Origin of the sequence: Streptomyces jeddahensis, assembly GCF_001642995.1 — a bacterium.
GTDB classification, from domain to species: domain Bacteria; phylum Actinomycetota; class Actinomycetes; order Streptomycetales; family Streptomycetaceae; genus Streptomyces; species Streptomyces jeddahensis.
In genome coordinates this window covers 1-12,884 of sequence record NZ_LOHS01000147.1, presented here as the reverse complement: position 1 = coordinate 12,884, position 12,884 = coordinate 1, and the positions used below count along the sequence as shown (strand labels likewise).

Annotated in this window: 11 protein-coding genes and 2 pseudogenes; 5 read left to right on the top strand and 8 right to left on the bottom strand. The window is 71.6% G+C overall.

The genetic code is table 11. From position 1 onward, the window contains the following. Positions 1–183 precede the first annotated feature (183 nt). Complete coding sequence (locus tag STSP_RS30885; protein ID WP_067284319.1) at positions 184–2,475, bottom strand: serine/threonine-protein kinase; 2,292 nt, start codon at positions 2,473–2,475, stop codon at positions 184–186. Positions 2,476–2,528: 53 nt separating this feature from the next. After that, entirely contained in the window at positions 2,529–3,410 is an 882-nt protein-coding gene (locus STSP_RS30880) for an oxygenase MpaB family protein (RefSeq protein WP_067284318.1), read from the bottom strand. A gap of 118 nt (positions 3,411–3,528) precedes the next feature. Here STSP_RS30880 and STSP_RS30875 point away from each other — a divergent pair, with 118 nt between their 5' ends. Next, positions 3,529–5,199, top strand: a complete 1,671-nt coding sequence (locus STSP_RS30875; protein ID WP_067284317.1) for an acyltransferase — start codon at positions 3,529–3,531, stop codon at positions 5,197–5,199. A 96-nt stretch (positions 5,200–5,295) separates the two neighbouring features. Here STSP_RS30875 and STSP_RS30870 read toward each other — a convergent pair whose 3' ends face one another. Further along, a complete protein-coding gene (locus STSP_RS30870; protein WP_067284316.1) occupies positions 5,296–6,168 on the bottom strand; it encodes a potassium channel family protein in 873 nt (290 codons plus the stop codon). A 297-nt stretch (positions 6,169–6,465) separates the two neighbouring features. On the opposite strand from STSP_RS30870, the gene sulP reads away from it, so the two are divergent. Then, a complete protein-coding gene (gene sulP, locus STSP_RS30865; protein WP_067284315.1) occupies positions 6,466–8,190 on the top strand; it encodes a sulfate permease in 1,725 nt (574 codons plus the stop codon). Positions 8,191–8,206: 16 nt separating this feature from the next. On the opposite strand, the pseudogene STSP_RS30860 reads toward sulP, so the two are convergent. The 3 genes and pseudogenes from STSP_RS30860 to STSP_RS30850 form a co-directional block, all read right to left on the bottom strand. Continuing rightward, positions 8,207–8,359 (bottom strand): annotated as a pseudogene (locus tag STSP_RS30860) (universal stress protein); the annotation flags it as partial. 84 nt (positions 8,360–8,443) lie between these two features. Continuing rightward, positions 8,444–8,704: an SHOCT domain-containing protein gene (locus STSP_RS30855; protein ID WP_067284320.1), complete on the bottom strand. Its 261-nt coding sequence runs from the start codon at positions 8,702–8,704 to the stop codon at positions 8,444–8,446. A 300-nt stretch (positions 8,705–9,004) separates the two neighbouring features. Continuing rightward, positions 9,005–9,607 (bottom strand): TetR/AcrR family transcriptional regulator, encoded by a 603-nt coding sequence (locus tag STSP_RS30850; protein ID WP_067284313.1) that lies wholly within the window; start codon positions 9,605–9,607, stop codon positions 9,005–9,007. Positions 9,608–9,658: 51 nt separating this feature from the next. Between STSP_RS30850 and STSP_RS37735 the strand changes: the two are divergent. After that, positions 9,659–9,787: pseudogene (locus STSP_RS37735) on the top strand (AhpC/TSA family protein); the annotation flags it as partial. A gap of 142 nt (positions 9,788–9,929) precedes the next feature. Continuing rightward, positions 9,930–11,069, top strand: coding sequence for a hypothetical protein (locus tag STSP_RS30840; RefSeq protein ID WP_067284311.1), 1,140 nt, complete (start codon positions 9,930–9,932; stop codon positions 11,067–11,069). Positions 11,070–11,106: 37 nt separating this feature from the next. On the opposite strand, the gene STSP_RS40860 is transcribed toward STSP_RS30840, so the two are convergent. Beyond that, complete coding sequence (locus tag STSP_RS40860; RefSeq protein WP_269801064.1) at positions 11,107–11,232, bottom strand: hypothetical protein; 126 nt, start codon at positions 11,230–11,232, stop codon at positions 11,107–11,109. Between the two features lie 124 nt (positions 11,233–11,356). Here STSP_RS40860 and STSP_RS30835 point away from each other — a divergent pair, with 124 nt between their 5' ends. Next, positions 11,357–11,923, top strand: a complete 567-nt coding sequence (locus tag STSP_RS30835; RefSeq protein WP_067284310.1) for a DM13 domain-containing protein — start codon at positions 11,357–11,359, stop codon at positions 11,921–11,923. A 4-nt stretch (positions 11,924–11,927) separates the two neighbouring features. Here STSP_RS30835 and STSP_RS30830 read toward each other — a convergent pair whose 3' ends face one another. After that, on the bottom strand, positions 11,928–12,578 hold the full coding sequence (locus STSP_RS30830; protein WP_067284309.1) for a peroxiredoxin-like family protein: 651 nt from the start codon (positions 12,576–12,578) through the stop codon (positions 11,928–11,930). Between the last annotated feature and the right edge of the window lie 306 nt (positions 12,579–12,884).

Below are 12,884 nucleotides of genomic sequence, written 5' to 3'. Positions count from 1 at the left end.
ACGCTGGGGCTGAGGTGGACTGAGGGGCTGCCCGACGTCGTCGGGGTGCCGCTGTGCCCACCCGTGCCGCCCCAGCGGCACGGCTGCCCACAGCGGCGGCGGCCCGATGCCACGCAGCGCGGTGGCCCCGGCGCCCACAGCGACGGGGGCGGGGCAGTGCCCCGGCACGGCAGAGGCGGTGGCCTAGCCCTGCCCGCCCGCCCTCTGCCGGAGCGCCGCCACCCGCCGGTACAGCTCCACCGCCTCCGTGGAGCGCCCGAGCTGCTCCAGGCAGTGCGCCTCGTCGTTGCGGCTGGCGAGGGCGTCGGGGGGGTCGGCGCCGAGGACGCGCTCGCGGGCCGCAGCGACCCGGCGGTACTCGGTGAGCGCGTCGGCCCACCGGCCGAGCCAGCCGAGCCCGACGGCCACCTCGCGGTGGCTGACGAGCGTGTCGGGGTGGTCGGGCCCCAGCACGCGCTCGCGGATCGCGCACACGTCCCGAGCCTCGGCGAGCGCCTCCTCCCAGCGCCCGAGCCGCCCGAGGTTGACGCCCAGGCCGTGCCGGGCGCGCAGCGTCTCGGGATGGGCGGGCCCGTGCACGCGCGTGCGGTCGTCGACAAGGTCGCGGTAGAGCGTCAGGGCCTCCGCGCTGCGGCCGAGGCGGCCGAGGCTGATGCCCACCTCGTAACGGGCCGCGAGCGTGTCCGGATGGTCGGGGCCGATCGCCTGCGCACGGGCGTCGGCGACCTCCCGGTACGTCTGGAGGGCCTCCGTCCAGCGGCCCAGCTGTCCGAGCGCATAGGCGACCTCGTACCGCGTGACGAGCGTGTCCGGATGGTTCGCGCCGAGCACGCGCGCACGGGCAGCGGCGACCTGGTGCGCCATGCGGTACGAGTCCTCGAGCCTGCCGAGCCGGCCGAGGTTGAAGGCGAGGTTGTGACGGCAGCGCAGGGTGTCGGGGTGGTCGGGCCCCATGCTGCGCTCCCGCTGCGCGAGCACCGCGCTGTACACCTGGTGTGCCTCGAAGTGCCGGCCGAGCTGGCCGAGGACGTACGCCGTCTCCTGGCGGGCGGCGAGAGTGTCCGGGTGGCCCTCGCCCATCGTCCGCGCGCGGCCCTGGGCGACCCGTTCGTACTGCGCCAGCGCGTCGGCGGCCCGGCCGGTGCGGCTGAGGGTGAAACCGACCTCGTAGAGGCTGGCGAGGGTGTCGGGATGGTCCGGCCCGAGCAGGTGTTCGCGTTCCACGGCGACGGCGCGGTGCACCTCCCCTGCCTCGTCCCATCGGCCGAGCCGCCCCAGGCTGAGGCCCGCGTTGTGCCGGGAGGCGAGCGCGGCGAGCGCCTCGGGGGACGGCGTCGGCCGCTCGGCCTGCACCGGTGCGGCGGGTCGGCGGGCGTCGGCGCGCGGGATCCACTCACCGGTGAGGCCCGCCGCAGCGTCCGGCGGCGTCGTACGGAGTGAGGCGCTCGCCTTGTGGCCCGTGGTCATGCCACGGGTCCACGACGGCAGGCGCGGCTCGCGAGACGGCGGCTGCTGCGGGCGCTCGGCGGGCGGCCGCAGGGGCGCTTCGCCGGTGGAGGGCCTCGGGCTCGGCTCCTCTCTCCCCGGCACCGGTGGTGACACGACCGTCGGGACGTACGCGGAGCCGCTGCGGCCCGCCGCGATGGTGCGCGCCAGTTCACGGGCGTCGTTCGGGCGCTCGTCGGGTTCCTTGGCGAGCAGGCCGAGGATGAGGTCCTCGACGAATTCGGGCAGCTCCGCGCGGTGCCGGCGCGGCGGCTCGGGCGGGGTGTCCCGGTGCCCGACGAGCACGGCCCAGGCGTCATCGAGGTCGAACGGCGGTGCCCCGGTGGCGAGTTCGTACAGGACGCAGCCGAAGGAGTACAGGTCGCTGCGCTGATCGACGCCCTCGCCGCCGATCTGCTCGGGCGACATGTAGTGCGGCGTGCCCATCGCGATTCCGGTGCCGGTCAGCCGCGACGTGAAGCCGATGTCGTGGCCGAGCCGTGCGATGCCGAAGTCGCAGATCTTCACCGAGCCGTCCGTGAGCCGCATGATGTTGGCGGGCTTCAGATCCCGGTGGACGATGCCCTGTTCGTGCGTGTACGCGAGGGCGGCCGCGACCTGTTCGGCGATGTCCAGGATGTCGGGCACCGGCAGTGGATGGTGCTTGTTGTCCTCCAGGACCTGGCTGAGGTTGCGGCCTTCCAGCAGCTCCATCACCAGATACAGCACACCGTCGTGCTCGCCGAAGTCGTGCACCACGGTGACGCCGCGGTGCTGCAGAGCGGCCGCGACGCGCGCCTCACGGCGGAACCGCTCCCGCAACACGCGTGTGAAGGACTGGTCCTGACCGGGGCTCAGCGGCTTGAGGCACTTGACGGCCACTCTGCGGCCCAGGGACTCGTCTCGCGCACGCCACACCTCTCCCATGCCACCGCGACCGATCAGGTCGAGCAGCCGGTACCGGCCCTGGATCAGCCTGGTGTCCGCCATCTTTGTGCCGTCGCCCCCGTCAGCTCGCTGCTGCCATCGCCGAGGCCCTGTCGTCAGACAGGGCCTGGCCCGTCCAGTATGACGAGGCGTCTGTGGAGTTTGTATGGGGCCGGGCGGCTGCCGGGGCCGAGCCGTGCCACGGCGCGGAGGATGTGTTTGGGCGGGAGTTGCCAGCGCACACCTGCGGGGATGCAGCGCAGAAGGGTGCCGATGAGACGCAGGCGCCGGGTGACCGCTGCGGGTGGCGGGGCCGGCCGCCCGTACAGCTCGTGGGCGTACGGCGGCAGGGAGGCGTACGCGAGGTTCGCCACGCGCCTCCAGATGATCGCGCGCGCCGGGATCATCAGTGCGTGGACCGGGGGCTTCCGCAGGAAGTCGTCGACGTCGCGCGCCTCGGGCCCTGCCGCGAGCTCGGACCGCATCTTCTCGAAGTACGCCGCGAGTTGGCCTGTGGTGGCCGGTACACGGTCGGGGTCGAGCCCGACGAGCCGCGCGCTGACGCGGTGCTCGTCGACGTACCGGTCGGCCTGCGCGTCCGTGAGACGGATCCCCGAGCGGCGTACGACGTGCAGATACGAGTCGATCTCGGCGCAGTGCACCCACAGCAGCAGCTCGGGCTCGTCGACGCCGTAGCGCTCCCCCGTCTCGGGGTCGGTGGCGCTGAGCATGCTGTGGATCTTCCGTACGCGGGCCCCGGCCCGTTCGGCGGCCTCGGTCGTGCCGTACGTGGTGGTGCCGACGAAGTTCGCCGTGCGCATCAGCCGGCCCCACGCGTCCTTGCGGAACTCCGAGTTCTGCATCACGCCGCGCACCGCGCGCGGGAGGAGTGCCTGCAGATACAGCGCGCGGACGCCCGCGATCCACATCATCGGGTCGCTGTGCAGCTGCCAGGTCACCGAGGAAGGCCCGAAGAGACCGGGATCCGCATCTCGCATGCCCCACCTCCTGCTCGCAGCCTACGCACACACGGGCGGCTCACGCCGGGTGAGCCCGGCTGAGCGACGCATCGGTGCCCCTTCCGCTGGCGTGTCCGGCCGCCTAGCGTTCCGTCCCATGGATCGTGAAAAGTCCGTTCGCCATTTCGACCACTGCCCCTGGCTTTTCGCCGAGGAGGCGACGGAGGAGCAGCGTGCCGCCCAGCTGGGGCGGCAGCAGGCCATCGACGGGGACAGCGAGGTCGGTGAGCAGTGCTACGTGGCCGAGTCCGCTGCCGTGTTCCCGGACCGGCTGCGACTCGGAGACAACTCGTACATCGCCGCTCACGCCTATGTCACAGGGATGTTGACCACCGGCTCGGACTGCACGCTGAACCCGTTCAGCACAGTGCGGGGCAACGTCACGCTGGGCGACGGCGTACGGATCGGCGCGCACACCTCGCTGCTCGGCTTCAACCACTCCATGGCGCCGGACCGGCCGGTCTTCCAACAGCCGCTCACCAGCAAGGGGATCACCGTCGGCGACGACGTGTGGATCGGCTCGCACGTGGTCGTCATGGACGGGGTGACCATCGGCGACCACTGCGTGATCGGAGCCGGGGCGGTGGTCACCAAGGACATCCCGGCATGGACGGTGGCCGCCGGGAACCCGGCACGGCCCCTGCGCAACCGCCTGGAACCCAAGGCGGTCGCCGCGGCCCGCCCCGGCGACGGCGGAGACCGCCTGACCCGGTTCGCCGACACCGCCCGCGCCCAGGCCGCCGATCTCCTGGCCCGGTGCTGGGACGGCGGATACGTCGACCGCCCCGGAGCGGCGCCCACCGTGCGCGCCCACTGCGATGCCGTGGAGATCGCCGACCTGCTGCTGGGAACCGCCCCCGAGCAACTCACGGCGGATGAGCACGTCAAGCGGCTGGCCGCCCTGCAGGATCCGGGCACCGGGCTGGTGCCGGAGTTCGGCGAACCACTGCCTGCTGCCGACGCCGACGGCTTCATCGGGGAGGGGCCCGCGCTCTACCACGTCCTGTCCGTCGGCTACGCCCTCGAGTTGCTGGGCGCATCCTTCCCGTATCCGGTGCGCGGCGTACGGGAGATGACCGCGCCACAACTCGTCGCACGGCTGGAAAGCCTTCCGTGGCGGGATGGTGCATGGGGTGCCGGCGCCTGGATCGACTCGTGGGCCACGGCCGCGCACTGGAATCTGCGGCAAGGGGACGACGGCGTCACAGCCGGGACCGTGGAGGCCCTGTTCGGGTGGCTTCTGACCCACGCCGACCCGTGGACCGGCATGTGGGGCACCCCCTCGCCCGCGGCCGGCCGGCTGCAGGTGGTCAACGGTTACTACCGGCTCACGCGTGGCTCGTTCGCCCAGTTCGGGTTGCCGGTGCCGCACGCGGAGCGCGTCGTGGACACGGTCCTGGACCACGCGCGGGACGCCCGCTACTTCGGCGCCGGGCAGGAGAACGCCTGCAACGTGCTGGATGTGGCGCACCCCTTGTGGCTGTGCACCCGGCAGCTCGGGACCAGCACGAACGGCGACGGCTACCGGTCTGCCGAGATACGCGCCTGGGCCGAACGCCAGCTGGCCGCGACCCTGCCGCGCTGGCAGGACGGCCGAGGCTTCGGCTTCGGCCCCGGTGCCACAGGACCCGGCCCGGAACCCGGACTCCAGGGCACCGAGATGTGGCTGGCCATCGTCTGGCTCCTCGCCGACCTGCTGGGCCGCTCCGACGCCCTCGGCTATCGCCCCCGCGGCGTCCACCGCCCGGAGCCGGCCCGACGACCATGATCCCGAGACCTGATCCTCGCGCGCCGTCGCGAACATGCGTACCACGAGGATCGGCAGGCAAGGGACCTGAGCAGCGCTTCTGGTCACGCCACGCGGTCACACGACGTCGCCCCCGTGGTCACGGGCATAGGCCTGGAAGGTCTGGTGCATGGAGCCCTCCGTGTGCAGGAACCATCGGTCGAGAATGGCGGCGAGGTCCTCGAGAGCCGCGGTGAGGACGGCGGCGGATGCCCTGACGTCCGGGCGCTGGGCCCTGCCCGCCGCTTCGGCCAGCTCCGCGGCATAGCCGACCCGGAGGGCCAGGGACGTGTCGCCGGGGCCGTCGTGGAAGTAGTACGACTCGGCGTACTGGGAGAGGTCCACGCAGATGCGCGCGACATCGCCCGCCAGGCCGTCGAGGGCGGTGGCACCAGCGGGCGAGTCCAGGTGCCGCTCGGCCGAGCCGGTGCGGCGGAGGTGGGAGATCCGCAGCGCCAGGGCCCGCCTGCGCGCCAGCGCCGGGTAGATGCCGAGGACCCAGGACACGGTGGCTGTCAGCAGCGCGAAGCCGACCAGAGCTTCCAGCGGGGCGACGATCCGAAGCCAGCCGGCAACCGGTGCGATGTCGCCGAGACCGAGCGTGGCGAGGGTGACCAATGAGATGTACAAGGCATCCACCGGGCCGGAGTGCTCGCCGGGTTCCAGCGCAGCGGAGAACGAGAAGGCGTTCGGCATGTGGGGCCAGTAGATCAGCGCCCACCCCAGGGCCACACACATCGCCCACGTGGCCACCACGGTCACCATGCCGAGCGGTCCGGCCAGACCGGCCCCCCGCCGACGGGCACTGAATCGCGAAGAGAGCCGCCACAGTGCTGTCATGATGATCCGGCTCAGGCCTCCATGGCGCGTGGGATGCCACAGGGTGTGGAACACGTCCCGCAGGATCGTCATCACGACGACTGCGCCGACCAGTGTGATCAGCCATTTCATGGGCATCCTCCCGGGACGCCGTCCGCGACATGCCCCGACGTCCCCGCCCGCTTCGGCTGTCTCGTCCTCGCCCGCTTCGGCTGTCTCCAGAGTCGCCGAGCCCGTATCGGGCCGCACACGCGAACTCTCCAACGGGGCGCCGGGGCGCCGCACCGCCTGACGTGTCGGCGGCGGTGCCATCCGGCCGTCCCGCAGGGCCCCGGCCTGGCGGAAGCACGGTCCGGTGCGCGATCGTGGGCCGGGACCGCTGCTCCCATGACGCCGGACTGCGGATCGAAAGTCGGCGGAAGGGGCCTGATGTCGCAGTCGCACCGCACCGAGGGGTGGCTGCGGCGTGCGATGCCCGGATGGGAGGTCTTCGCCGCCTATCGGCGTTCCTGGCTGCGCGGCGATGTGCTCGCCGGGCTGACCGTGGCCGCTTATCTGATTCCGCAGGTGATGGCCTATGCCGGCCTGGCCGGGCTGTCCCCGGTCGCGGGCCTGTGGGCGATCATCCCTCCACTCGTGTTCTACGCGGTCCTGGGCTCGTCCCGGCAGTTGTCGGTCGGCCCCGAATCCACCACCGCGCTGTTGACGGCCGCGAGCATCGGACCGCTCGCCGCCGGCGCCCCGGAGCGGTACGCCACGCTGGCCGCCGCGCTCGCCGTGGTCGTGGGAGTGCTGTGCCTCATCGCCCGGCTGGCGAGGCTGGGATTCGTCGCGGACCTTCTGTCCAGGCCGATCCTCGTCGGCTTCATGACCGGCATCGGCCTCATCATGATCGTCGACCAGCTTCCGAAGCTCGCGGGAGTGCCCGCAGGCGGGAAGACCTTCGTCCCGCAGTTCGTCACCTTCCTCAGCCGTCTCCCGCAGGCGCATCTGCTGACCCTCGCCTTCGCGGCGGCGGCCCTCGCCTTCCTGTTCCTCGTACAACGCCTGGCTCCGAAGCTGCCCGGACCGCTGCTCGTCGTGTTGCTGGCCACGGCGCTGGTCGCCGCGTTCCGCCTGGAGCGGCACGGAATCCGGGTGATCGGCGAGGTCCCCGCCGGTCTGCCGCGGCCCGTACTCCCCGACGTCACCGATCTTTCCGGCCTGCTGCTGCCGGCCCTTGGAGTGCTGCTCGTCGGATACACCGATGTCATCCTGACCGCCCGTGCGTTCGCCGCACGCCAGGGCCGGCCTGTCGACGCCAACCAGGAACTGCTGGCCCTCGGCGCCTCGAACATCGGCGCGGGATTCTTCCAGGGCTTCCCGGTCAGCAGCAGCGCCAGCCGTACCGCCCTCGGTGACACGGCAGGCAGCCGCACCCAGGTGTACTCGCTCGTGGCCTGCGCGGCGGTGGTCGCCGTGCTGCTCTTCCTCAGCCCCCTGCTCGCGCACTTCCCCACCGCCGTCCTCGGAGCGATCGTGATCTACGCGGCGGTCCGCCTCATCGACGTGGCCGGATTCCGGCGACTCGCCGAGTTCCGCCGCAGCGAGTTCCTCCTGGCACTCGGCACGCTCGCCGGCGTCCTCGCTCTCGACATCCTCTACGGCGTACTGGTCGCCGTGGGCCTGTCGGTCGCGGAGGTGCTGGCCCGTGTCGCACGCCCCCACGACGCGATCCAGGGGCTCGTCCCCGGTCTTGCGGGCATGCACGACGTGGACGACTACCCGGAGGCCCGCACGATCCCCGGACTGGTGGTGTACCGCTACGACTCCCCGTTGTTCTTCGCCAACGCCCAGGACTTCAAGCGCAGGGCCACGGCCTCCGTGGACGCCGTGACAGAGCAGAGCGGGCCCGTCTCCTGGTTCGTCCTCAACACCGAGGCGAACGTCGAGGTCGACATCACGGCGCTGGACGCCGTCGACTCCCTGCGGCGGGAACTGGAGCGCCGCGGCATCGTCTTCGCGCTGGCCCGGGTCAAGCAGGACCTGCTGGACGACCTGGACGCGTACGGGCTGACCGCCGCGATCGGTGAGGACCGGATCTTCCCGACCCTGCCCACCGCCGTGGCAGCGTACGAGGATTGGGCTCGCGGCCACCCGCCACCGCCCCCGTGATGCACGCGCGCATGGCTCACGAACGGACGACCGCGACGGGGCAGTGCGCGTGGTGCAGGACGGCCTGGCTGACGGATCCCAGGAGCAGGCCCGTGAAGCCGCCCCTGCCCCGCGCCCCCACCACCACGAGCTGGCCACCGCTACTTGCTTCGATGAGGGCCTGACGCGTACGGGCGCCAGGCCACATGCGCTCGTCCGCCACGTGCCTCATCACACCCACGCACGCCGGGGCGAAGCGGCGGGCGCCGGTGCATCAGCGTTTGCCGGGAGTGCGGGGGTGCAGCACGTCGAGACGCCGCCGGTACTCCTCTTCGTCGATCTCCCCGCGGGCGAAGCGTTCACCGAGAATCTGTTCAGGCGTGGGCACGGCGGGATTGCGGGTGTGCTCGTGGGGGCGGCTGAGGGCCCGGAAGAGCAGCACGGCCACCATGATGATCAACGCCCAGAAAAGGATCATGCCGATCGACATGGCGAACCAGCCCCATCCGCCGTGACCGTGGTCGTACCAGAACATCGTCACCACTCCCCGGCTTCTGCGCCGAGTGCCACTCGGGGCGCGGCACCCGTTCGGGACGTGCCTCCACCTGCATCATCCCTCTGCTGCGCGCGCAAAGGATGGGACCGATGGTCCCGGTCCTGTGGGCTGGCGCGCCCTCCCGGCCGCAGTGCTCGGACGCAAGTCCAGACGGGCCCGCCCCAGGAATGGGGACGTGGTGGGGCGTGAAGGTGGCGGCCCGCTGGGAAGCGGCCGTCGCGGCATCGCTCGCCTCGGTCATGGAAGAGGCGCAGGCCCCGGCCCTGAGCGGGGCCGAGTTCATCGTGTCGCCGCCCGGCCGGCGATCGAGGCCACGGCCGCAGCAACCGCCGTCCTGAGCTCGCGTGCGTCGGCCCCGGCGCGGGAGCGCAGATTCACTCCGTACGCGAGGGTGGCCAGCACGTCGGCCCCGGCACTGGGGTCCGTGCCGGCGGCCAGCTGGCCCTGGGCCTCGGCCCTGAGGAGTGCCTCCTGCAGGGCGTCCCGCAGCTGCCGGTGGTGCTGCTCGAGCATGCTGCGCACTTCGGGGTCGCTGTTCTCTGCACCCGCGTGCGCGTTGGAGATCATGCAGCCCCACTGGGCGTACTCCCCCGAGCAGCGCGCCTCGATCAGTCCTGTGAAGAACTCGGTGACGGCGGGCAGCCCCCGTGCGTCGTCCGCCAGGCGTTGGAACGCGGGCTGGGAGCGACTTTCGATGTAGCGCCGCAGAGCAGCGCGGTACAGGTCCTGCTTGCCGCCGAAGGTCGCGTACAGGCTGGAGCGGTTGAGTCCGGTCGCGGTCACGACGTCCTGGATCCCCGTCGAGGCAACGCCCTGCCGCCAGAACAGCCGTACCACTGTCTCCAGGGCTGCGTCCGGATCGAAGTGCTTGATGTCCGGCATGCTCACCTCGTCATCTTGAACCAGAGGTTTCAAGATACCGCCCGCCACATCGTTGCCCTGCGCTCCCTCCAGCAGCACCACGACGCCATCACCGCGCGTGGCGCCCGCCTGGTGGCCGTCTCCCCGCAGATCCCCGACGAGTCTCTCTCCCTGGTCGAGAAGCACGACCTCGCCTTCGACAGTGATCGGCGGCCCGGCCGCCGATCATGAGCGCATGCATGGCAACCCGGCCTACGACCGTGATCCGCATGTGATCAACGCCCCGTAATCTCCACCTGACTTGGGGATTCACGGGATGCGCGACCAAAGCGGGGGACAGCACATGACATATCGGCGCGCGGCGATACCGGCACTGGCCGGGGGGCTGCTGCTCACGGCGCTGCTGTGGTGGGCGGGGGCGAGCGCGCACGCGCTGCATCTGCCGGGCACCACCAACGTGATCGGCGGCCGGGCCGCCGCCGAGCTCGAGCACTGGCTCACCCCCTGGTCGTACGACCCCCCGGACTCGGTCCGGCTCGGCGCCGAGGTGTCCGGCGGGATCGGGGACACGGCCGGGACCGACAGCAGCCGCTACCTCGCGCTGTACACCACCGCGCTGCAGATCCGGTTCGGCGCGGTGTTCGCCTTCTTCGTGCCCGGGGCGCTGCTCCTGGTCCGCAGGCTGCCCCCGGTGCACGGCCGGATGCCGGACACGCTGCTCGCGGTGTGGGCCTGGGGCCTGGTGGCCGGGACCCTGGCGGTGACCGTCTCCGCGCCGTGGCTGATCGCCGCGCACGGGCACGGCAGTTACCGCCTCCTGCCCCAGCTGGCGAGCGCGATCTCCTCCGGACGGCAGATCCTGGTGGCGACCGCGCTGGTCGCGGCGGCGGTGACCGTGCTCGTCGCGCGAGTCACCGCCAAGGGTGCCGGTCCGCTGCCGCAGAACGTCGTCCCGGCGCGCGCCGCCCGCCTGGCCGCCACCGCCGGGACCGCGGTGATCGCACTGTCCCTGGTGGTCCTGTCGTACCAGCCGGTCGCCGCCGCCCTCCAGACGGTCTCCCCGGACGGCGGGCTGTTCGCCGAACCGGGCGAACTCCTGCGCCAGTGGCTGCTGCTTGGCGCCTGGGCGGGCCCGGCGGGCGCGCCGCTCGGCGCCTGGCTCCTGCCTCGCGCCGCCGACGTGCTGCTGCTCGCCGTGGTGTGGTGGGCACTGCGGCGGCTGCCCGGACTGCTCACCCGAGCCACCATCCCGGCGATGGCGGTCGGCGCAGTGTGCGCGACCGTCCTCGGGCTGCTGGCCAGCCAATTGCTGCGGGTGGCGACGGACGGGGCGGGCCTGCGCTGGGGGCTGCTGCACCTGTCGGGCGTCATCGGTGGCGGCGTCCCGGCCGCCCTGACCTGCGGCCTGGTTGCGGGAGTCGCTGCTGCCGTGACGCTGCGGGTCGCCGTGCGTCGCGCGGAGACCGCCGACGCCACGGCCTGACGTCCAGAGCCCCGCCCGGCACGGGACGCGGGCGACCTCACGCCGGATGGCGGGTCGTATACGCCTTGGGGTCGCACACGATCCCGAGCCCCTTGGCGACGTGCTCGCGCGATGGCATGCCCGCATGCCTGCGTTCCACGGGGCGCAGCCGGGGTACGAGCACCGAGTGATTCGTCAGGGCAGCCCATCGGCGCGCTGAGGAACCGTAAGAATCCCGTCATCACCTGGACGTGGCAGTTCCACCGTCGCATGCGTTGAATGTGTGGCAACGATTCGATGAGGCGGGGATGGGGCGCGTGCGCAAGGTGCTGAGCAGGCCGGTGGTTGTGGGGTTCCTGACGGTGAGCGTCATGGTGGTCGGCGTGGGACTGTACTGGTTTCAGCCATGGAAGTTGTGGCAGGACGAGACCGTACGGGAAACCCTGCCCGCGACGACAGCCAGGCCATCTCCCTCGGCGGCACCCACAAAAGCCGCCTCCGCGTCACCGCGACCCGCCGGTCCCGAGACGCTGGCGCGCGGCGACCTGATCAGCCACGAGCATGCGACGTCCGGCACGGTGAAGGTGCTTCGGCTGGCTGACGGCTCCCACGTCCTGCGATTGGAGAATCTGGACACCAGCAACGGCCCGGACCTGCATGTCTGGTTGACCGACGCTCCGGTGAAGGAGGGCCGGGCCGGCTGGAGTGTCTTCGACGATGGGAAGTACGTCAGCCTCGGCAGGCTCAAGGGGAACAAGGGCGACCAGAACTACACGCTGCCTGCCGATGCCGACCCGGCCGCGTACACGAGTGTGAGCATCTGGTGCGACCGATTCGACGTCTCGTTCGGAGCGGCAGAACTGGCGCGCTTGTGAGCGGTCAGTTCAGGGCGTCGAGGGCGGCGAGGATGTCGGCCGGTTCGGCGCGGGTCGTGTAGTCGGTGTTGACGAAAGCCCAGCGAATCGTGCCGTCGCGGTCGATGACATACGTGGCGGGCAGCGGGAGCGTGCGCGGGTGGCCGTCGTTGACGCGCTGGAGTTCGAAGCCGAGCTTGTCGTAGACGGCGGCGAGGTCGTCGGGGAGGTCGAAGGCGAGGCCGTACTGCTTGGCGGTCTCGGAGCCGAGGTCGCTGAGGACGTCGAAGGCGAGGTCGTGCTTCTCGACCAGGGAGAGAGACTCGTCGGGGATCTGCGGGGAGACGGCCACCAGGCGGGCGCCACGCGCGGTGATGGCGTCGTGGTGCTGCTGGAGGGAGCGCAGGGCGATGTTGCAGTACGGGCACCAGGCGCCGCGGTAGAAGGTCAGCACGACAGGCCCGTCGGCGAGCAGATCGCCCAAGGCGAGGGTCTGTCCGGTCGCAGAGGGCAGGCTGAAGCGCGGGGCTTCCGCGCCGACGGTCAGGGCGCGGTCGACCTGCCCGGAGTCGGCGAGTTCCTGGCCGGCCCGCCGCATGATCTCGCGGATCTCGGCGGGGATCTGCTGCTGGCGGGCCTCGAAGAAGGTGCGCAGCTCGGTATTGAGTGTGGTCATGGCACTCGCTCCTCTTGATGGATGACTGCGGACTGGGCGGGATCGGGCTTCCAATCGGACCTGTGCAGCACCGATCCTTCATCTTGAAATGATCGGTCCAAGATACTGGCATAACGTGACTGCGCGCCAGACGCGCGGAGGTGTCAGCCGCTTCCGGGTCGGACACCGGGTGCCGGTAGTCCGTGCCGGTCAGCGCGGGTGTTTCGTGACCGCCGCCCCTCGGATCTCAGAACTGCTTGGCCGGCCAGTCGAGCAGGCGGGCACCGATGACCGCGGTCTGCAGGGTGTAGCGGTGTACCGGGTCGG